20 protein-coding genes and 1 tRNA gene are annotated in these 18,823 nt (G+C 68.3%); 12 read left to right on the top strand and 9 right to left on the bottom strand.

What is annotated here, in order from left to right:
• Nucleotides 1–54: 54 nt before the first annotated feature.
• Nucleotides 55–252: a hypothetical protein gene (locus ACQUS8_RS08980; RefSeq protein WP_435099815.1), complete on the bottom strand. Its 198-nt coding sequence runs from the start codon at nt 250–252 to the stop codon at nt 55–57.
• Between the two features lie 410 nt (nt 253–662).
• On the opposite strand from ACQUS8_RS08980, the gene ACQUS8_RS08985 reads away from it, so the two are divergent.
• From ACQUS8_RS08985 to ACQUS8_RS08995, 3 genes are all read left to right on the top strand, one after another.
• Nucleotides 663–3,836, top strand: a complete 3,174-nt coding sequence (locus ACQUS8_RS08985; RefSeq protein WP_435099817.1) for an adenosylcobalamin-dependent ribonucleoside-diphosphate reductase — start codon at nt 663–665, stop codon at nt 3,834–3,836.
• 88 nt (nt 3,837–3,924) lie between these two features.
• Nucleotides 3,925–4,071, top strand: coding sequence for an HVO_2523 family zinc finger protein (locus ACQUS8_RS08990; protein ID WP_435099819.1), 147 nt, complete (start codon nt 3,925–3,927; stop codon nt 4,069–4,071).
• A gap of 35 nt (nt 4,072–4,106) precedes the next feature.
• A complete protein-coding gene (locus tag ACQUS8_RS08995) occupies nt 4,107–5,402 on the top strand; it encodes a PQQ-dependent sugar dehydrogenase (protein WP_435099821.1) in 1,296 nt (431 codons plus the stop codon).
• Here the strand turns inward: ACQUS8_RS08995 and ACQUS8_RS09000 are convergent.
• Entirely contained in the window at nt 5,399–6,040 is a 642-nt protein-coding gene (locus ACQUS8_RS09000) for a TVP38/TMEM64 family protein (protein ID WP_435099824.1), read from the bottom strand. The two genes, ACQUS8_RS08995 and ACQUS8_RS09000, sit on opposite strands and share 4 nt — an antisense overlap.
• 155 nt (nt 6,041–6,195) lie before the next feature.
• On the opposite strand from ACQUS8_RS09000, the gene ACQUS8_RS09005 reads away from it, so the two are divergent.
• Nucleotides 6,196–6,657, top strand: a complete 462-nt coding sequence (locus tag ACQUS8_RS09005; RefSeq protein WP_435101020.1) for a DUF5830 family protein — start codon at nt 6,196–6,198, stop codon at nt 6,655–6,657.
• Here ACQUS8_RS09005 and ACQUS8_RS09010 read toward each other — a convergent pair.
• Nucleotides 6,641–7,618, bottom strand: a complete 978-nt coding sequence (locus ACQUS8_RS09010) for a DUF7115 domain-containing protein (RefSeq protein WP_435099826.1) — start codon at nt 7,616–7,618, stop codon at nt 6,641–6,643. The two genes, ACQUS8_RS09005 and ACQUS8_RS09010, sit on opposite strands and share 17 nt — an antisense overlap.
• Nucleotides 7,619–7,733: 115 nt before the next feature.
• Between ACQUS8_RS09010 and ACQUS8_RS09015 the strand changes: the two genes are divergently transcribed.
• A tRNA-Met gene (locus tag ACQUS8_RS09015) sits at nt 7,734–7,886 on the top strand.
• A gap of 82 nt (nt 7,887–7,968) precedes the next feature.
• On the opposite strand, the gene ACQUS8_RS09020 is transcribed toward ACQUS8_RS09015, so the two are convergent.
• Nucleotides 7,969–8,394, bottom strand: coding sequence for a hypothetical protein (locus ACQUS8_RS09020; protein ID WP_435099829.1), 426 nt, complete (start codon nt 8,392–8,394; stop codon nt 7,969–7,971).
• 307 nt (nt 8,395–8,701) lie between these two features.
• On the opposite strand from ACQUS8_RS09020, the gene ACQUS8_RS09025 reads away from it, so the two are divergent.
• Entirely contained in the window at nt 8,702–8,944 is a 243-nt protein-coding gene (locus tag ACQUS8_RS09025) for a hypothetical protein (protein WP_435099832.1), read from the top strand.
• A gap of 9 nt (nt 8,945–8,953) precedes the next feature.
• Here ACQUS8_RS09025 and ACQUS8_RS09030 read toward each other — a convergent pair whose 3' ends face one another.
• Nucleotides 8,954–9,892 carry a DMT family transporter gene (locus ACQUS8_RS09030; RefSeq protein ID WP_435099835.1) on the bottom strand — a complete coding sequence of 313 codons (939 nt, stop codon included), beginning with the start codon at nt 9,890–9,892 and terminating at the stop codon, nt 8,954–8,956.
• A 60-nt stretch (nt 9,893–9,952) separates the two neighbouring features.
• Complete coding sequence (locus tag ACQUS8_RS09035) at nt 9,953–10,465, bottom strand: CBS domain-containing protein (protein ID WP_435101022.1); 513 nt, start codon at nt 10,463–10,465, stop codon at nt 9,953–9,955.
• Between the two features lie 110 nt (nt 10,466–10,575).
• On the opposite strand from ACQUS8_RS09035, the gene ACQUS8_RS09040 reads away from it, so the two are divergent.
• Complete coding sequence (locus ACQUS8_RS09040) at nt 10,576–11,196, top strand: ribonuclease H (protein WP_435099838.1); 621 nt, start codon at nt 10,576–10,578, stop codon at nt 11,194–11,196.
• Between the two features lie 109 nt (nt 11,197–11,305).
• Here the strand turns inward: ACQUS8_RS09040 and ACQUS8_RS09045 are convergent, their stop codons facing one another.
• Nucleotides 11,306–11,686, bottom strand: coding sequence for a VOC family protein (locus tag ACQUS8_RS09045; RefSeq protein ID WP_435099841.1), 381 nt, complete (start codon nt 11,684–11,686; stop codon nt 11,306–11,308).
• On the bottom strand, nt 11,683–13,947 hold the full coding sequence (locus ACQUS8_RS09050; RefSeq protein WP_435099844.1) for an NADP-dependent malic enzyme: 2,265 nt from the start codon (nt 13,945–13,947) through the stop codon (nt 11,683–11,685). The genes ACQUS8_RS09045 and ACQUS8_RS09050 overlap by 4 nt, the downstream gene beginning before the upstream one ends.
• A gap of 167 nt (nt 13,948–14,114) precedes the next feature.
• Between ACQUS8_RS09050 and ACQUS8_RS09055 the strand changes: the two genes are divergently transcribed.
• From ACQUS8_RS09055 to ACQUS8_RS09075, 5 genes are all read left to right on the top strand, one after another.
• Nucleotides 14,115–14,969 carry a basic amino acid ABC transporter substrate-binding protein gene (locus ACQUS8_RS09055; RefSeq protein WP_435099847.1) on the top strand — a complete coding sequence of 285 codons (855 nt, stop codon included), beginning with the start codon at nt 14,115–14,117 and terminating at the stop codon, nt 14,967–14,969.
• Between the two features lie 3 nt (nt 14,970–14,972).
• The gene (locus ACQUS8_RS09060) at nt 14,973–15,659 is read left to right on the top strand and encodes an amino acid ABC transporter permease (RefSeq protein WP_435099850.1); all 687 of its coding nucleotides are present in this window, start codon (nt 14,973–14,975) and stop codon (nt 15,657–15,659) included.
• Nucleotides 15,656–16,414, top strand: coding sequence for an amino acid ABC transporter ATP-binding protein (locus tag ACQUS8_RS09065; RefSeq protein WP_435099853.1), 759 nt, complete (start codon nt 15,656–15,658; stop codon nt 16,412–16,414). The genes ACQUS8_RS09060 and ACQUS8_RS09065 overlap by 4 nt, the downstream gene beginning before the upstream one ends.
• Entirely contained in the window at nt 16,415–17,377 is a 963-nt protein-coding gene (locus ACQUS8_RS09070; RefSeq protein WP_435099856.1) for an amino acid ABC transporter permease, read from the top strand.
• Between the two features lie 120 nt (nt 17,378–17,497).
• Nucleotides 17,498–17,746 carry a hypothetical protein gene (locus ACQUS8_RS09075; protein ID WP_435099859.1) on the top strand — a complete coding sequence of 83 codons (249 nt, stop codon included), beginning with the start codon at nt 17,498–17,500 and terminating at the stop codon, nt 17,744–17,746.
• Here the strand turns inward: ACQUS8_RS09075 and ACQUS8_RS09080 are convergent.
• The gene (locus ACQUS8_RS09080) at nt 17,743–18,801 is read right to left on the bottom strand and encodes a zinc-binding dehydrogenase (RefSeq protein WP_435099862.1); all 1,059 of its coding nucleotides are present in this window, start codon (nt 18,799–18,801) and stop codon (nt 17,743–17,745) included. The two genes, ACQUS8_RS09075 and ACQUS8_RS09080, sit on opposite strands and share 4 nt — an antisense overlap.
• Between the last annotated feature and the right edge of the window lie 22 nt (nt 18,802–18,823).

Genomic DNA, 18,823 nt, shown 5'->3' on the forward strand with positions numbered 1-18,823 from the left:
CCACTCGCCGGAACGGTGGCGATGCGACCGTCATCGCCTACCCCACTGGCGCTACTAGGGGAGGAAGGTCGTCACGACCCAGAGCGCGCCGATGACGACGATGGCGAGCACGAGGAGTTTCCACGCGACGTTCAGCACGAACTTCCCGACGAAGACGACGACCAGCGCGGCGACGAGGGCGGCGAGTAGCGTGCCGAGCTGGCCGCCGGGCAGGCCGAACGCGAGCGGGAGCGCGAGAGTCGTGGGGGACATGGAGTGAGCGTCGGCCGCTGAGACGAAAAGTCTGGGGGCACCCGACGGCGCGGCACGCGACGACGCACGCCCCCGCGCGGCGGCACGACCCGGTCGCTAGTGAAACTAAACGAGGGCGACGCGTCCGGCCGCTGCCGGTGACTTCGCACCGAGTTCGGGCGGGGCGTCGGACTGCTTGGAGGTCCACTTTCACACCGGTTTACGAGAGATTATACGGCCGGCGAGAGTACGGAGGTAGCACGCGCGAGACCGGTGCGGTTGTCACTGATTCACGCCCGCTAGCCCGTGAACGCAACTACTATGACCGGTCCGCCAGTAACGATTGGTCGTCTCGAAACGACCGTTTCACCCCCACTACACATGACGCCGAAACCAACCTGTACACCGAGAACGGAACGGAGGGCCGCTGCATGAGTTCGAACAATCTGAGCGCGGACGAGATTACGCTCCCCATCAAGCGTGTCGACGGCGACACGCTCGCCGAGCGGATGACGGAGAACGCCTACAACAACATTCTCCCCGCGCGCTACCTCCGCCAGGACGCGGACGGCAACCTCATCGAGGACCAGGAGGACCTCTTCCCGCGCGTCGCGAAGAACATCGCGCTCGCGGAGGCCGTCTACGAGGCGGAGAACCAGGGCGTCGAGGTGCTCGTCTCCCCCGACCAGCTGAAGCCCGACCACCCGCGCCGTGACGAACTCGCCGAGGAAGTCTTCGGCGAGGGCGTCACCGCCGAAGACGACGTCGAAACCGAGCTGACCGAAGAGAACGTCAACAAGTTCGCCTACGACACCGTCGTCCCCGAACTCCCCGAGGAGGTTCGTGAGCACGTCGAGGACACCGCCGAGCGTTTCGAGGGCCTGATGAGCCGGCTCGCGTTCATGCCGAACTCCCCGACGCTCATGAACGCCGGCGACGAGCTCCAGCAGCTCTCGGCGTGTTTCGTCGACTCGCCGGGCGACGACCTGACCGACATCCACCAGACCGCAAAGGAGGCCGCGGAAGTCTTCCAGTCCGGCGGCGGGATGGGCTACGCCTTCTGGCAGCTCCGGCCGTTCGGCGACCCCGTCGGCTCCACCGGCGGCATCGCCTCCGGCCCCATCACGTTCATGCGGACGTTCGACCAGATGTGTGAGACCATCGCGCAGGGTGGCACGCGCCGCGGCGCGCAGATGGGCGTCATGCGCATCTCGCACCCGGACGTCATCGAGTTCATCCACGCGAAGAACAAGGACGTCTCCCTCGCGCACTGCCTGAAGCTCAACGACCCCGACGACTACACCTACACGACGTTCTCGGAGGCCCTGGAGGAAGCCCGTGACCTCATCGACGAGGACGGGAAGGTCCCCAAGCACCTCCGGAACGCCGTCGAGGGCCATCTCTCGAACTTCAACATCTCCGTCGGCGTCACGAACGACTTCATGGAGGCCCTCCAGAACGACGAGGAGTACACCTTCACGAACCCGCGGACGGGCGAACCCCACATCGCCACCGAGGAGACGAAGGAGATGTACGAGCGCTACGACCTCGGCGACTACGTCGAGGTCGGCGAGGAGTTCTCCATCCCCGCGGAACTCCTCTGGGAGCGCATCGTCGAGGGCGCCCACGAGAACGGCGAACCCGGCGTTATCTACCTCGAGCGCGCGAACGACGAGCACTCCTTCGACGTCGAGGAGCACCCGGACCACCGGATGCTCGCGACGAACCCCTGTGGCGAACAGCCCCTCGAGGAGTACGAGGCCTGCAACCTCGGGCACATCAACCTCTCCACGCTCGTCGACGACGACGCGCCCGACTGGCGCGTCTGGAGCGAGGAGAACGACTACGACACGCTCGAGGAGGGCATCTCGCGCTTCCTCGACGAGGCACTCGACATGGAGGAGTTCGACTATCGCATCGAGACCGGCACCCGGTTCCTCGAGAACGTCGTCACGATGTCGGACTTCCCGGTCGAGGAGATCGAGGAGAAGGTCGCCGAGATGCGCAAGATCGGCCTCGGAATCATGGGCCTCGCGCAGCTCTACGTCCAGCTCGGCATGCGCTACGGGGACGAGCCCGCGAACGAGGTCGCGAGCCAGGTGATGACACACATCAACCACGGCTCGAAGACGGCCTCCCACGAGCTCGCCGAAGAGCGCGGCTCCTTCGACGAGTGGGACAAGTCCAAGTACGCGAACCCGACCGAGTACGCGGAGTGGTTCGAGCACCACACCGGCGAGGACCCCGAGGAATGGGCGGACGGCTACCCGATCCGCAACCACAACACGACCACCATCGCGCCGACCGGCACGACGTCGATGGTCGGCAACACCACGGGTGGCTGTGAGCCGATTTACAACGTCGCCTACTACAAGAACGTCAGCGACGACGTGCAGGGCGACGAGATGCTCGTCGAGTTCGACGACTACTTCCTCCGCACCCTCGAGGCCAACGACATCGACGTCGAGGCCGTGAAGGAGGAGGCCCAGGAGCAGATGGCGAACAACGAGTTCGACGGCGTCTCCGGGCTCTCCACGGTCCCGGACGCCATCGGCGAACTCTTCGTCGTCACCTCCGACCTCTCCGGCAAGCAGCACGCCGCCGTGCAGTGTGCGTGCCAGGACGGCGTCGACTCCGCCATCTCGAAGACCTGCAACTTCCCGAACGACGCGTCCGTCGAGGACATGCGCGAGGTCTACGAGTACATCTACGAGCACGGCGGGAAGGGCGTCACCGTCTACCGCGACGGCACCCGGAACAAGCAGGTGCTCACGACCCGTGCGGAGAACTCCGAGTTCTCCGACATGGAGGAGGACGAGGCCGCCGAGGCGATGCTGGAGAGCATCCAGGAGACCTTCGGCGATCTCGAGGGCTTCCTCGAGAACGAGGAGGTCCGATCGGCCGTCGGCGAGGACGTCGAGGAACTCGTCGAGGTCGACGTCTCCCCCGAGGGCGCGCAGAAGCGCCCGCGTCCGGACGTCCTCTACGGCGTCACCCAGCGCATCGACACGGGCTACGGGAAGCTTTACGTGAACATCAACGAGGACGAGAACGGTCGTCCGTTCGAGCTCTTCGCGAACATCGGCAACTCCGGTGGCTTCACGGCCTCCTTCACGGAGTCGCTCGCGAAGACGGTCTCGACGGCGCTCCGCGCGGGCGTCGACCCCGAGGAAATCGCGAGCGAGCTGCAGGGCATCCGGTCGCCGAAGGTCGCCTGGGACAAGGGCGAGCAGATCAACTCCATCCCGGACGCCATCGGCACCGCGATGCGCCGCTACCTCGACGGCGAGATCGACAAGCAGGTCCCGAAGCAGCAGAACCTCACCGAGCTCACCGAGGAGGAAGCCGAACAGCGTGAGGCGGAGAGTGTCGAGGCCGACGGCGCCGGCGCGGTCGACGTCGGCGACGCGGCCTCCCCGAACGTCGACGTCGGGGACGACCTCGAGGAGGGCGTGAGCGGCAAGCCTGACACGGACGCGGACGCGACCGCGGACCTCCTCGCGGCCGGCGAGAGCCCCGAGTGTCCCGACTGCGGTTCGATGGACCTCTACTACTCCGAGGGCTGCAAGACCTGCCAGTCGTGTGGCTGGTCCGAGTGCTCGTAACGTAGCGTAGCGACACCCACGGCTCTCCGTTCTTCTCTCTGCGTTCTCGCGACGTAACGCTCATACTCGCGAGCGCCGACCCCCCAGTATGAGCGACGCCGACGACGCCACTGACGGTGAGCAGGGCGGCCGCCCGTGTCCGATGTGCGAGCGCCCGATGTACAAACGCCACTGCAAGTACGTCTGCCCGGAGCACGGCATCGTTGTGGACTGCTCGGACCCCTTCGTCTTCTGAGGTAGCTATTTCCGCCCGCGCGCCGACGGCCCCGTATGCAGTACTCGCGACGGGACGCCCTCCGGGCCGGCGGCCTCCTCGGCCTGAGCGCGCTCGCCGGGTGTAGCGCACCGACGGACGAGACGCCGAGCGTCGCCGTCGAATCGGTCGCGTCGGGGTTTGCCTCGCCGGTGGACGTCGCCGTCGGCGGCGGGGAGACGTTCGTCGCGGACCAAGCGGGCAGACTCCACCGCGTCACCGCGGCCGGCACCGAAACCGCCCTCGACGTGCGGAACAAGCTCGTCAGTCTCTCCGGCTACGAGGAGCGCGGCCTACTCGGCGTCGCGCTCCACCCCGAGTTCCCCAAGACGCCGCGGGCGTACGTCCGCTACAGCGCGCCGCGGCGCGCGGGCACGCCCGACGACTACAGTCACACGTTCGTCCTCGCGGAGTTCACGTGGCGCGACGGCCGCTTCGACCCGACGAGCGAGCGCGCTCTCCTCGAAATCCCGGAGCCACAGTCGAATCACAACGGCGGCAGTCTCGCCTTCAGTCCGGACGGCTTGCTCTACGTCGGCGTCGGCGACGGCGGCGGCGCGAACGACACCGGGCTCGGGCACGTCTCGGACTGGTACGACGCGAACGGCGGCGGGAACGGGCAGGACACCGCGGCGAACCCCCTCGGGAGCGTCCTCCGCATCGACGTCGACACCCGCGAGGGCGAGAAGCCGTACGGAATTCCCGACGATAACCCGCTCCCGGACTCGCCGTACCCCGAGCAGTACGCGTGGGGCTTCCGGAACCCGTGGCGCATGAGTTTCGACGGCGGCGCTGCCCCGTCTGGCGAACCGGGGCAGAGTCGATTAGTGGTCGCGGACGTCGGCCAGAACCGCTACGAGGAGGTGAACGTCGTGGAAGCCGGCGGGAACTACGGGTGGAACGTCCGGGAGGGGAGCCACTGCTTCTCGACGAGTTCTCCCTCGACCCCGCCGGCGTCGTGCCCGACGGCGACGCCGGACGGCGAGCGTCTGCGCGATCCCGTCATCGAGTACCCGCACAGCGGCGAGGGCGTCGCGGGCATCGCGGTGGTCGGCGGCTACGTCTATCGGGGGAGTGCGCTGTCGGGTCTGCGCGGCGAGTACGTCTTCGCGGACTGGCAGGCGGACGGCCGCGTGTTCGTCGCGACGCCGGAAGGCGACTCGTGGCCGACGCGCACCCTCCCCGTCGACGGGCTCTCCGGGTACGTCACGGCGTTCGGGGAGGACGCGGACAGCGAACTCCTCGTCTGCACGACCGAGACCGGGACGGTGTCCGGTACGTCCGGGAGCGTCGTCCACCTCGTGCCCGCTTAACGCTCGCGCCAGACGCTGTAGGCGGGGCCAGCGAGGAGGGCGACGCCGAGCGACGCGACGGCGACGACGAGCAGGGGGTCGAAGTGGACGGCGGCGACGGCGAACTGGTCGAGGCCGACGCCGATTGCGACGGCGGCGACGGTCCACGGGAGTTCGCCGACGGCGGTGCCGAGGACGAACGCGCCGACGGGGACGCGAGCGGCCCCGGCGGCCCCCGAGATGGCTTCGGCGGGCGTCGGCGCGAGCCGGGCGGCGACGACGCCGCGAAACCCACCGGTGGCGTCGAAGAAACGTGTGCTGCCGTCGCGGAACCGCCCGACGAGCGGCCACGTCGGGGGGAGGCGACGGACGGCGTAGTAGGGGATGAGGCTGGTGGCGACGGCGCCGCAGAGCGCGACGACGAGGCCGACGCCGAAGCCGTACTGGTAGCCACAGAGCGCCGAGAGGACGGTAATTGGCCACGCGAGGAAGGGCCGGAAGAGGTAGAGACTGAGGAGGACGAGCGGGAACCACGGGCTCGAGAGGAGTGCGCGGACGTGCGCGAGAACAGACGTCGGGGAGACGAGGAGGGCGAACGCGACGACCGCGGCGACACAGCAGACGGCGGCGACGCCCCGCACGGACGGACTCCGACTCACTTCCCGGGCATAGGTCGCGGGCGAGGATAGGTCTTCTTCTCCGACCGTAGGCGCTATACTGTCGGAGGGCGCACCCCCGCGTAGTGAGCGAGGAGGATACGGGAGAGAGTAAGGACGAGGACGACGCCGAACGGCGAAGCCGTGAGGACGCGACGCTGAGCGACCCGCGGTTCCGCACCGAGGCGGACGCGACCGACGGCGAGACCGGCGACCGCGAGGAGCGCAGCACAACGGACCGGCGCGCCGCCTCAACGGACCCAGACGACGCCGACCCGGTCGAGCTCGGCGTCGCGCTCATCGAGCGCCTCGAAGACGAGGAGCTGTCGATGGCGGACCTGATGGACCGCGTCGAGACGGTTTCGACGCATCCGCGGGTCGTCAGCGACATCATCGAGGCTGCCGAGGAGCGCGGCGTCATCGAGCGCAACGGCGCGACGGTCCGGCCGCAGGGCGGTGGCTACGTGCGCTTCGGCGCGGACGTCGTGACGAAAGAGGGCGAGTTCTCCTGTCGACGCTGTGGTACCGGTCTCTCCGAAGGCTACTTCATCAAGCTCGACGCGGGCGAAATCGGACCGTTCGGCTCCTCCTGTATCCGGAAGGTCACCGGTCGCGAATAGCCTCGAGCGCGTCCTCGATGCGGGCCGCCTGCTCGTCGAGCACGTCGAGTTGGGCGTCGATGGCGGCCTGCTGGCGCTCGATGGCCTCGCGCTGGGCTTCCGCGCGCGCCCGCTGGTCGTCGAGGGAGTCCCGAAGCGCTTCGAGGTCGGCTTCGAGCGAGTCGACGTCGACATCGGGACCGGCCGGCTCGGCGGTGGCCGGCTCGCCGTGCGGCCGTTCGTCGCGGTCGGTGTCCGCGTGCCCTGCCGTCGCGCCCTCGTCAGTCTCGAAGGCGAGCGCGGTCGCGTCCTGCTCGTCGGCGGATTCCCCGTCGTCCTCGTCGGGTCGGACGGCGCGGCGGAAGGCGGCGTAGCCGGAGACGCCGTGCGCCTCGAAGAGCGCGCTCTCGACGGTCTCGCGGACGTCGCGGAACTGCTCGTCGGGCACCTTGATGCGCTGGGTGCGGCCCGTGGTTTCGAGGACGAGCTGGCTGGCGACGGTGCCCTCCTCGGCGGTGACGTCCGTGACGTCGCCGTAGGGGATTTCGTCGTAGTCGGTGTCCCAGACGGCGGCGCCGACGTGCCGGACGATGCGCTCGCTCGTGACGACGAGCGTGAGTTCGCTGAAGCGGTACGTCCGGACGACGCGCTCGCCGGGGTCGGTGACGCCCGCGGCGCTCAACACGCCCGCGAGGACGGGGTGGAGCACGTCATCAAGAGTACGTGCCGGTACGTCGAAGGACTGCTCGCCGTCGAGGCCGTAGTCGAGCGTGACCGTCGCCTTCCGGCGGCCCTCGCTGACGGTGACGCGTTCGGCGTCGTGGCCGTACGTGGCGACGGATTCGTTGCTGAGGAGGCCGTCGGCGCGGTAGACGAGCGTTCGAGACGGGGTGACGAAGAGCGCGTCGTCGCCCCGGAGCGGGACGCGCGCGACGACGGACTCGTCGCCGAGTGCGTCCGCGACGGCAGCGGGTACGTCCATACCGCGTCGTGCCTCTGGCCGAGCATAAACCCGACGCCGAGTTCGTGTACCGTGTTGCCGTAGTCCGGTGACGAAAGAGAACTTTAATAGGTAACCTCCGCTTAGCCGGGAGTGAGCCCGGGTGGCTTAGTCTGGTCATAGCGCCGCACTCATAGGGTTCAGAGATTCGGTGCGGCAGCCATTCGGTGGCTGTGCGTGTCCCCCGAGGCCCGCCGAGCCTCGAACCTGGGACATGCGGAGGCCGAGGGTTCAACTCCCTCCCCGGGCATTTCTACTGTCGTTCTCTCTCGGGAGCGAACGCGCCGTCAGTCGCATCGCTCGTCGTCCGTCGACGCCGATTTCGCGTGCCGTTACGCCGTCACCGGTTCGTGGACGTCGCCGGTGGCGGCGTCGTGGTCCTCATGCCACGTCTCGTCTTTCGCCCGAGCGACGTCTTCGATGACGCGCTCGACGCGCACGCCGCCGGCACCGAACTCGGTGTAGAGGCGCATGAAGTCCTCGGCGACGTCGTGGGCGTCGGCGAGCGTCGGGACGGCGGCGAGTTCGTAGGTGTCGAGGCCCTCCTCGGCGGTGCCGTGGCGGACGTCGACGCGGTAGCCGCGTTCGTCCGCGACGACGCGCTCGGGAACGCGGGCGGGCGCGAGGACGACGCGGAGCGGCTGGTCGAGGTGTTCGTACTCGACGACGCTGCGTGGGTCGTACTTGCGGCCGGCGTCCTCCTCCCAGTCGGGGTCGTCGCGCGTCCAGTTCGGCGGTGTCGTGAGGCCGTCGGTCATGGGCGGGTGTTCTCCCGGACCCGTGAAACCGCTACTGGCCCGAGGGGTCGGCGGCCGCGAACCGGCGGTCGGTCCCACGGGGTACCACGACGGCCGGACGCCCTCATACCGCTATATAGACAGGAACGTTCGTTATAATCTACGAAACAGACTGAGGGTGCCCGATAAAACATCTAAAGGTCTCTGAGCAAGTCGTGAAACGTCCGGGTGCGAGTGACAACTCCGGTTGAGCGTCGTGAAACGACCGGAAGTATCGGCCCCCTATATGCCGGTGGCGTTCATGGTATCCGCTGAGGTCAGCCCGCCCATGTCCAACCATCCCCTCCACGAACTCCCGTTGCGTCGCCTCAACAGTCACGCCGACGGGCTCGCGTTCCTCCGGCGCCCCGTCGAAGCGCTCGGCTTCTGGAGCGCGGTCGTCCTTCCCTTCCTCTACGTGCCGCTGGTGCTCAGCGGCCTCCAGACGACGGGGACGCAGTACGCCTTCGCGCTCCTCGTCGCCCTCCACGTCGTCGCGCTCGTCGTCGGGCGCGAGTACAACACCGAGTGACCGCTTTTTCTAGGCGAGCACGCCGAGACGCCGTAGCTCCGCGGCCATCGCGCGACGCTTCAGCAGGCAGAAGCCCGTGAAGATGACGAGGAAACCGACGGCGGTGGTGACGTCGAGGGATTCGCCGAGGAGTATCCAGCCGACGACGGCGGCGACGACGGGCGCGACGTAGGAGACGAGGTTGATTTCGATGGAGCCGAGGCGCTCGTGCAGGTCGAAGTAGAGGAGGAAGCCGAGCGCGCTCGCGACGACGGAGAGGTAGAGGAGCGCACCGAGGCTCTCGACGGTGAGCGGAACGCGTTGGGATTCGCCGAGCGCGACGCTCGCAACGTTCATCAGGAGCGCGCCGAAGAGCATCGACCACGCCTCCATCGTCTCCGGCGGGAGGCCGGCGTCGATGCGTTCGGTGAGGACGCTCCCGAGCGCGAACGACGCAGCGGCGAGGAAGACGAGAACGGGTCCGAGCGCGTTCGGCCCGACGAGCGCCGAGAGGTCGCCAGTCGCGAACACCTCCGGCGGAACGACGAGGACGCCGACGCCGACGAGGCCGAGGAGGAGGCCGGCGACACCAGGGAGGGTGAGCCGCGTGCTCGGGAGGAGGTAGCGGCTGAACGCGGACGTGAGGACGGGGCTGAGGCTGACGACGACGGCGGCGGAGGCGGAGGTGACGCCCGGCAGGTCTTCGCCGACGAAGAGGAAGGCGTGGTAGGCGGCGATGAGGAGGACGGCGCCGACGGCGACGGCGGCCCAGTCCGCACGCGTCTCGGGCCGCCACTGTCGGGTGGTGTAGGCGGCGTACGCGAGCATCAGGACGGCGGCGACGTCGTAGCGCAGCGCCGCGAAGAAGACGGGGTCGAAGAATTCGAGGCCGGCCTTGATGGCGACGAACGCCGACCCCCACGCGAGCGCGAGCACGCAGAACAACAGGAGGTTACGATATCGGGACACGGCGGAGGGACGGGCCTGCCGTCACTCAACGTTTCGATAGGTGCTCGTCCCACGTGGTCCTCACGCCGCGTCGACGTCCACACCTGTCCGCTCGCGGTAGACGGCGCGCAGGGCGTCCTGCCGGGTGACGATGCCGACGAGGTGGTCGCCCTCGACGACGGGGATGCGGTTGACGTCCTCGTCCTCGTTCGTGAGCACGGCGAGTATCGCGTCGAGGGGCGCGTCGGGCGTGACCGTCTTCACGTCCGTCGTCATCACCTCGCGGATGGGCCGCCCGGCGTTCTTCACGAGGTCGAGTTCGACGTCGAGTTCGTCCCACGAGAGGTCGATAGCGTACGTCAGGCTCTCGAGGAACGGCGGGAGGCCGAACGGGACGTAGAGGGTGCGGTCGCTCGGCTGGAAGATGTCGACGAGGTCGTGTTCGGTGACGATGCCGACGAGTTCGCCCCCCTCGACGACTGGGAAGCCCGTGAAGTCGCGCCGGGCGAGTTTCGTGAGCACCTCGCTGATTTCGTCGTCGGGCGAGACGGTCTCGACGTCCGTCGTCATTAAATCGCGGGCAGTGAGCGCCATACCGGCCTGTCGGTGGAGACGGTAGTAGTAGTTGTGGGGCGACCGGTCCATGGGTAATTGTGACATGGTCCAGCATACGGTTTAAGTCCCCTCAGGAGGTACTGACGCGTATGGCCACCGTGGGCCGGCAACGGCTGCGCGAGCTGTTCGACGACTCACCGACCCCCCATATCGCCCACCACCCCCGGACACACCGCCGGGACTTCTACGTGGCGACGGACGGGTCGTTCGCACCCGACGGGGGTGGGCTCGGAGTCATCATCGAGACCAGGAGCGGTGAGCGCGTCGCTCGACTCGCCGTCCCCGATTCGGCCCCGGACAACAACGTCGCGGAGTACCGCGCGCTCCACCTCGGCCTCGACGTCCTCGCGCACCGCGCGCCCGCGGACGCGAACGTCGGCGTCCTCGTCGACCACAGCGACCTCGCCGGGGACGTGAACCTCGCCGTCCTCGCGGGTCGCGACCCCAACTACCGGGCGCTGCGCGACGTCACCGTGCCGTCCGGCGCGGCGAACCACTGGCGCGGCATCCGCGCGCGCGTCGCCGGGTTCGGCGAACTCCGGGCCGCCGAACTCGGGAGCGGCGAGAACCCCGCGCACGTCCTCGCGAACGCCCCCGAGCAGTACGCGCACGTCAACGAGGAACCCGCGCAGTGTCGCCTCCCCGACGTGGAGACCGAGGAGCCACAGATTCCGCCGCCGAGTCGCGCGAACCGCCACGCCGGGGACTGAGCGGACCCGGTTGTCCACGACGAGCCACTTCCTTGCGCCCATCGTAACGACTGCCCGGCAAGTGCAACATGACGTATTCAGCGCGAAAAACCGAGAGAGGTAGGTGCGCTTACTCGTCGCTCAGCGGACCGACAAGTTCGATGACGTGGCCGTCGGGGTCCTCGATGAACGCGGTGCGCGCACCCGCGGTCTCGTTGTCCTCGGGTGCTTGGACGACACCGTGGTGGTCGATGTCCGCGAACGCCGCGTCGACGTCCTCGACTTTGACGGCGAAGTGGTCCCAGCGGTCGCCGGACTCGGAGGGCGTCACACCCTCAGTCTCGGAGAGCTGGAGTTCGACGCCGGCCTCGTCGGCGACGTAGCGATTGACGGTGTCCTCGAGCTCGAAGCCCCAGGACTCCTCGAAGCCGAGTTGCTCGGTGTACCACGCCACGGACTCCTCGACGTCCGCGACATTCAGGCAGACGTGCAGGAAGGTCGCGTCACTCATTCTGCTTCCTCCTCCTGTGCGTCGACGACGGCGACGCCCGCGAGGTTGACGATGTCCTTGACCTCGTCGCCGCGCTGGATGACGTGGACGGGCTCGTCCATGCCGGTGAGCATCGGACCGATTGCCTCTGCGCCGCCGAGGCGCTGGAGGAGCTTGTAGCCGATGTTGCCGGCCTCGAGGTTGGGGAAGACGAGGCAGTTCGCGGGGCCGTCGAGGTCCGCGAAGTCGTAGGTGTCCTCGAGGATGTCCTCGACGACGGCGGTGTCGGCCTGCATCTCGCCGTCCACCTGGAAGTCGACCGCGGGGTCCTCGCGGAGGCGCTCTGCGGCCGCCGCGACCTTCTCGGTGCCCTCGCTCTCGACGCTGCCGAAGTTCGAGTAGGAGAGCATCGCGACGCGCGGCTCGACGTTGAACCGCCGGGCGAGCGCGGCGACGTGCTCGGCGATTTCGGCGAGCACCTCCTCGTCGGGGTCGGTGTTGACGGTGGTGTCGGCGCAGAAGACGACGCGGTTCTTGAACGTCAGCATGTAGACGCCGGCGACGTGCTTGGCGTCCGGCGCGGTGCCGATGACTTCGAGCGGCGGGCGGAGCGCCGAGGGGTAGTGGTGGGTGAGGCCGGTGAGGAGCGCGTCAGCGTCGCCCTTCTCGACCATGACGCTCCCGAGGTAGTTCGGGTCACGGCGGACGAGTTCGGCGGCCTCGCTCTCCGTGACGCCCTTGCGTTTGCGGAGGTCGTAGAGACGTTCGGCGTACTCGTCGTAGTCGGACTGCTCGGGGTCGACGATTTCGGGGTCGAAGCCGAGTCCGAGATCCTCGACGGTCTCGTGGATGGTGTCCGCGTCGCCGATGAGGACGGGTTCGGCGATGCCCTCCTCGACCATCTGGGAGGCGGCGCGAATCATCTTCTCGTCGTCGCCCTCGCCGAGCGCGACGCGCTTCGGGTCGCTCTTCGCCTTATTGAGGACGACACGCATCATCTCGCGCGACTTGCCGAGGCGGGCCTCGAGGCGCTCGCGGTACTCCGCGAGGTCGAGGTCGCGCCGGGCGACGCCGGACTCGATGGCGGCCTCGGCGACGGCAGGGGCGACCTCGAAGAGGACGCGCGGGTCGACGGGCTTCGGGATGATGTACTCGGGGCCGAACTGGAGGGGTTGGTCGCCGTAGGCCTTCACGACCTGGTCGGGCACGTCCTCGCGCGCGAGTTCCGCGAGCGCCTTCGCGCACGCGACCTTCATCTCCTCGTTGATGCCGGTCGCCCGAACGTCGAGGGCGCCCCGGAAGATGAACGGGAACCCCAGCACGTTGTTCACCTGGTTGGGGTGGTCGGAGCGTCCGGTCCCCATGATGACGGTGTCGTCGCGGGCGTTCTTCGCCTCCTCGTAGCCGATTTCGGGGTCCGGGTTCGCCATCGCGAAGATGACCGGGTTCGCAGCCATCGAGCGCACCATCTCGGGGGAGACGATGCCGGGCGCGGAGAGGCCGATGAAGACGTCGGCGCCCTCCATCGCGTCGGCGAGGCCGCCCTCGGGGAGGTCGCGGGCGAACTCGGCCTTGTACTCGTTGAGGTCGCCGGCCTCGGCGCGCTCCTCGGTGAGGATGCCCGTCGAGTCGCACATCGTGATGTTCTCCTTCTTCGCGCCGAGCGAGACGTAGAACTTCGCGGAGGCAATAGCGGAGGCGCCCGCGCCGGAGATGGTGATGTCGACGTCCTCGATGTCCTTCCCGACGATGTCGAGGGCGTTGATGAGGCCCGCACCGCTGATGATGGCGGTGCCGTGCTGGTCGTCGTGGAAGACGGGGACGTCCATCCGCTCGCGGAGTTGCTCCTCGATCTCGAAGCACTCGGGAGCCTTGATGTCCTCGAGGTTGACGCCGCCGAACGTCGGTTCCATCGCCGCCACCGACTCGACGAACGCATCGACGTCGTTCTGGTCGAGTTCGACGTCGAACACGTCGATGTCGGCGAAACGCTTGAAGAGCACACCCTTCCCCTCCATCACGGGTTTCGAGGCCTGTGCGCCGATGTCACCGAGGCCGAGCACCGCCGAGCCGTTCGAGACGACTCCGACGAGGTTCCCCTTCGCCGTGTAGCGGAATGCCTTCTCAGAGTCCTCGTCGATACGTCGGCAGGGCGCGGCGACACCGGGCGAGTACGCCAGCGAGAGGTCCCGCTGCGTGTTCGTCGGCTTCGTCGTCGCGATCTCCAGTTTGCCTGGTGGCTCGCGCTCGTGATACTCGAGCGCGTCTTCGTCCAATCCCATGTCCACTACGGCGACGGCCCACGCCAAAAACCTATGGTCTGCGTCGAGACGGGGGTTCGTCGTCCGTCGTAACCATCTGGTCGGCGTGTCGGCCGCCAAACGGGTTTCTCGGCGCGCGTCGCTCACTTTTGCCTCAATTTATGTAGAACCCGCCCGATTGAGTGGATATGGATAGACGGAGCTACCTCAAAGCACTCGGAGCGAGCGGTGCGGCGCTCACGCTCGCCGGCTGTTCGTCCAACGGCGGCGGCAACGGCACGACCACCGGCTCGACGACGTCCAGCCAGCAGCAGACTCAGATCGTCGCCGGCACCGCCCCCGGCTTCCCGCCGTTCGAGATGATTCAGAACGGCAAGCTCGTCGGCTTCGACATCGACCTGCTCGAAGCCGTCGTCGAACAGTCCGACGGCTATACCCTCAAGACCTGGGAGCAGTACGAGTTCGGCTCGCTCATCGGCGCGCTCACCGCGAACAAGGTGGACGTGCTCGCCGCCGGCCTCTCCATCACGGAGAAGCGAAAGGAGTCCATCGCCTTCACGAACCCCTACTGGGACGCGAACCAGGCCATCCTCGTCCGCAAGGGCTCCTCGTGGAAGCCCCAGAGCCTCTCGGACCTCGCCGGCCACAAGGTCGGCGCGCAGTCCGGGACGACCGGCGAGTCCCAGATCCAAGGCCTCATCGAGAACGGCACCCTCAAGGAGGCGAACTACAACGCCTACTCGAACTACGTCCTCGCCGTCACCGACCTCGAGAACGGCAACATCGACGCCGTCGTCCTCGACAAGCCCGTCGCGGACACCTTCGTCAGCAGTCGGGACGTCGTCATTTCGACCGTCGTCGAAACCGGCGAGCAGTACGCCTTCGGCATCCGGAAGAACTCGCCGGACCTCGAGTCCGGCCTCAACGCCGGCCTGCAGGCCGTCCGTGACAACGGGACGTACGCCGACCTGAAGACGAAGTGGTTCGCGTCCGCCGAGACGACGACTACGACGACGACGAGCAGCGAGAACAGCAGCAACTAACCCATGTCGTCCGTCGCCCTGCCGCTCGCGGCGTCTGACTGGGGGTTCGTCAGGGACAACCTCTGGACGCTCCTCGCGGCCGTCTGGCCCGCGCTGAAGCTCACCGGGGCGGCACTCGGCCTCGGGTTCGTCGCCGGGCTTCCCCTCGGCGTCCTCGAGGTGTACGGCGGGCGACGGAGCGCGTGGCTCGCCCGGAAGGTGGGTGTCGCCGTTCGGGGCACGCCCATCATCGTCCTGATGTTCATCACGTACTTCGGGCTCGGCCTCTCGCCGGCGTTCGTCGCCGCGACGGCCGCACTCGGCGTGCGAAGCGCCGCCTATCAGGGGCAGGTGTTCCGTGGGGCGCTCCAGTCCATCGGCCGCGGCCAGATGGAGGCCGCGCGCGCCATCGGCCTCTCGAAGCTCGGCGCGATTCGCCACGTGATGATTCCGCAGGCGCTCCGGCGCTACATCCCGGGCTTCCAGAACGAGTACACCATCGTCCTGAAGGACACCAGCATCGCGTTCGCCATCAGCTACACGGAAATCTTCTACCAGATGTACAACCTCATCCCCCAGCAGACAACCGCGACGCCCGAACTGTTCGTCACGGTCGCCGTCATCTACCTCGTGTTGACGCTGGCCGGGAACCGGATTCTCGAGTACGTCGACGACGTCTTCAGTATCCCCGGCGGAGGTGCGTCGCAATGAGCGACCACCTCCTCACCGCCGAGGACCTCCAGAAGAGCTACGGCGACGAACGGGTGCTCGAGGGCATCGACTTCGAGATGGACCGACAGGACGTCCAGGTGCTCATCGGGCCGAGCGGCTCCGGGAAGTCCACCCTCCTGCGGTGTGTGAACCGCCTCACCGAGTTCGAGGGCGGGACGATTCGCCTCGACGGCGAGGACGTCATGGCGATGGACGTCAACGAGTTGCGCCGGCAGGTCGGGATGGTCTTCCAGGACTTCAACCTCTTCGCGCACCTCACCGCGAGGGAGAACGTCGCGCTCGGCCCGCGCCGCGTCCTCGGGCAGTCGAAGGCGGAGGCGAACGAGCGCGCGCTGGCGGAACTCGAGCGCGTCGGCCTCGCCGACCAGGTCGACTCCTACCCGGCGGAGCTCTCCGGCGGGCAGAAACAGCGCGTCGGCATCGCCCGCGCGCTCGCAATGGACCCGAAGCTGATGCTGTTCGACGAGCCGACGTCAGCGCTCGACCCCGAACTCATCGGCGACGTCCTCGGCGTGATGCGCGAACTCGCCGAGGAGGGGATGACGATGCTCTGTGTCACCCACGAGATGGGGTTCGCCCGGCAGGTGGCGACGGACATCATGTTCCTCGAGGACGGCCACCTCGTCGAGCACGGCGACCCCGAGCAGTTGTTCACGAACCCGCAGCACGAACGCACCGAGCAGTTCCTCCGCCGGCTCACCGAACTGCACGGCGGCACCGAACCGGAGTCATAGATGTCGGTCGAGCGAGAGCGCCGTCACGCCGGACTCGAACGCGCCCTCACGTACGCCGTCGGCGGGTTCGTCTGGCTCTGGTTGGTGTTCCGGTGGCTGAACTCGTGGCTCGGCGGCGTCGTCGTCGGGCCGACGGAGCCGCTCGTCCCGCAGTCGTTCGCGGCGTCGCTGGAGTCGCTCGGCGCGAGCGTCGGCGCGGTCGCGAACGGCGTCCCGGTCGTCGCCGTCGCCTTCGACTTCCTCGGCTGGGCGGTCGGGATGGTCGGGTTCGCGAGCCAGTACGGCCCGAAGCTCGCCGTCGCGGCGTGGCTGACGGTCGTGCTCACCGTCCTCGGCATCCTGTTCGGCCTCGTCATCGCGGTGCCGCTCGCGGCGGCGCGCGTCTACGGCGGCGTCTCGAAGTACGTCGCGCTCGTCTACATCGAACTCATCCGCGGGACGCCGCTCGTCGCACAACTGTTCCTGCTCTACTTCGGCGCGCCGTTCCTCTCGAAGTTCATCCGCGAACTCCCGTTCGTCGGGCACGGCATCGTCCCGGGGCAGGCAGTCTGGATCGCCATCATCGGCTTCACCATCAACTCCTCGGCCTATCAGGCCGAGTACATCCGCGGCTCCGTGGAGAGCGTCGACCCCGGCCAGTTGATGGCGGCGCGCGCCGTCGGCCTCGACAAACTGGAGGGCATCCGCTTCGTCGTCCTCCCGCAGGCGCTCCGGTACGCGATTCCGTCGTGGACGAACGAGCTCGTCTACCTCATCAAGTACAGTTCGCTCGCGACGTTCATCACCGTGCCCGAGATATTCAAGAACGCCCAGGACGTCGGCTCGGAGACGTTCGCGTACACGAACTCCTACGTCCTCGCGGCGGTGTTCTACCTCGTGCTCGTCGTCACCGCCTCCTACGCGATGTCGAAGGTCGAGGACGAGGTGGCGATTCCGGGTGTCGGCAGCGGCGAGGGCCGCTAGCGGACGTCCTCGTGTGCGTCGGACTCGGGAACTGACCGGCACGGCGCGCGCCCACGTGACGGTTCAGTCGCCGTCTCAGTCACCCGAACCTCCTTCTTCCGGGCAGTCGTCGAGACGGGTATGTCCGACGACTCCCTTCAGCGCACGCTCCGCCGGTGTACCGCCGTCTTGGTGCTCCCGCTCGCGGCGCTCCTCCTCGCCTACACGCGCTCGCTGATGTATCGCGGCATCGCCGACCGGACGACGCCAGTCCTCCGCCCGCTCGCGGTGCTGCTCGCCGTCGGGGCGGTGAGCTACCTCCTCGGGAGCCTCATGCTCGCCCTCGTGCAGTCGGAGCGCGAGGACGCCGCAGCGGACGACGGCGCCTAGAACTCGGTGACGACTTCGACGCCGGCGGTGTCGTAGTCGTCCATCGCGGCGAGACGCGCGGGCACCTCGTCAAGCGACACGTCGCGCGTGACGAGCGCGCCCGGGTCGACGTCCGCGCCCGCGACGAAGCGGAGGAGCGCGGGGTAGTCGGTGGGGCTGAGGCCGCGCGCCCCGACGAACGTAAGCTCGTTGCGCGTCATCGCGTCCGTCGGGAGCGACACCTCGCCTTCTTCGGCGTCCGTCGTGAGGCCGATTTGGACGTGCGTGCCGGCGCGTCGGAGCGAGTCGACGGAGTTCCGACAGGTCTCCGCGCGGCCGAGCGCGTCCACGGAGACGTGTGCGCCACCATCGGTGTGCTCGCGGACTTCGGCGCGGACGTCACTCTCGCGGGCGTTCACGAGGACGTCCGCGCCGAGGGCGGCGGCGAGGTCGAGCGCCTGTTCGTTGATGTCGACGGCGACGACGGTCGCGCCCCGCGTGGCGGCGATTTGGACCGCCGAGAGGCCGACGCCGCCACAGCCGTGGACGGCGACCCAGTCGCCAGCCCCGACGGCGGCCTGATTGGTGAACGCGTTGAACGCGGTGGCGTAGCGACAGCCGAGCGCGGCGGCGTCCCGAACGGAGAGCGAGTCGGGGAGCGCGGCGAGGTTGTAGTCGGCGTGCGGGACGGCGACCCGCTCGGCGAACGCGCCCGGGACGGACTGCTCGAAGCCGAGCGCGTACCCGTCCGTACAGCGGTTGCCGTGGCCGGTGACGCAGTGCTCACAGGTGCCGTCGCCGAGGGAGAACGGGACGACGACGCGGTCGCCGACCGCCCACTCGGTGACGCGCTCGCCGACGGCGCTGACGCGGCCGGCGGGTTCGTGACCGAGCACCTGGCCGCGCTCGACGGCGTCGTCCGCCCACTCGCCGTGGCCCTTCCACGCGTGCCAGTCGCTCCGGCAGACCCCGCAGGCCTCGACGTCGACGACCACGCCGTGCTCGGGCGGTGTCGGTTCGGGGACGTCCTCGATGGCGAGCGGGTCGTCGTACTCGCGGAGCACTGCGGCCTTCATGCTCGTTGGTGCGGGGACGAGC

Origin of the sequence: Halarchaeum sp. P4, assembly GCF_051195175.1 — an archaeon.
Taxonomy (GTDB): domain Archaea; phylum Halobacteriota; class Halobacteria; order Halobacteriales; family Halobacteriaceae; genus Halarchaeum.

Bases quoted from the DNA above. Each gene is read 5' to 3' on its own strand.
- ACQUS8_RS09035 (WP_435101022.1), bottom strand. From the start codon at position 10,465: ATGGCGCTCACTGCCCGCGATTTAATGACGACGGACGTCGAGACCGTC.
- ACQUS8_RS09045 (WP_435099841.1), bottom strand. From the start codon at position 11,686: ATGAGTGACGCGACCTTCCTGCACGTCTGCCTGAATGTCGCGGACGTC.
- ACQUS8_RS09055 (WP_435099847.1), top strand. From the start codon at position 14,115: ATGGATAGACGGAGCTACCTCAAAGCACTCGGAGCGAGCGGTGCGGCG.
- ACQUS8_RS09065 (WP_435099853.1), top strand. From the start codon at position 15,656: ATGAGCGACCACCTCCTCACCGCCGAGGACCTCCAGAAGAGCTACGGC.
- ACQUS8_RS08985 (WP_435099817.1), top strand. From the start codon at position 663: ATGAGTTCGAACAATCTGAGCGCGGACGAGATTACGCTCCCCATCAAG.
- ACQUS8_RS08990 (WP_435099819.1), top strand. From the start codon at position 3,925: ATGAGCGACGCCGACGACGCCACTGACGGTGAGCAGGGCGGCCGCCCG.
- ACQUS8_RS09010 (WP_435099826.1), bottom strand. From the start codon at position 7,618: ATGGACGTACCCGCTGCCGTCGCGGACGCACTCGGCGACGAGTCCGTC.
- ACQUS8_RS08995 (WP_435099821.1), top strand. From the start codon at position 4,107: ATGCAGTACTCGCGACGGGACGCCCTCCGGGCCGGCGGCCTCCTCGGC.
- ACQUS8_RS09050 (WP_435099844.1), bottom strand. From the start codon at position 13,947: ATGGGATTGGACGAAGACGCGCTCGAGTATCACGAGCGCGAGCCACCA.
- ACQUS8_RS09060 (WP_435099850.1), top strand. From the start codon at position 14,973: ATGTCGTCCGTCGCCCTGCCGCTCGCGGCGTCTGACTGGGGGTTCGTC.
- ACQUS8_RS09040 (WP_435099838.1), top strand. From the start codon at position 10,576: ATGGCCACCGTGGGCCGGCAACGGCTGCGCGAGCTGTTCGACGACTCA.
- ACQUS8_RS09020 (WP_435099829.1), bottom strand. From the start codon at position 8,394: ATGACCGACGGCCTCACGACACCGCCGAACTGGACGCGCGACGACCCC.
- ACQUS8_RS09025 (WP_435099832.1), top strand. From the start codon at position 8,702: ATGTCCAACCATCCCCTCCACGAACTCCCGTTGCGTCGCCTCAACAGT.
- ACQUS8_RS09075 (WP_435099859.1), top strand. From the start codon at position 17,498: ATGTCCGACGACTCCCTTCAGCGCACGCTCCGCCGGTGTACCGCCGTC.
- ACQUS8_RS09080 (WP_435099862.1), bottom strand. From the start codon at position 18,801: ATGAAGGCCGCAGTGCTCCGCGAGTACGACGACCCGCTCGCCATCGAG.
- ACQUS8_RS08980 (WP_435099815.1), bottom strand. From the start codon at position 252: ATGTCCCCCACGACTCTCGCGCTCCCGCTCGCGTTCGGCCTGCCCGGC.
- ACQUS8_RS09070 (WP_435099856.1), top strand. From the start codon at position 16,415: ATGTCGGTCGAGCGAGAGCGCCGTCACGCCGGACTCGAACGCGCCCTC.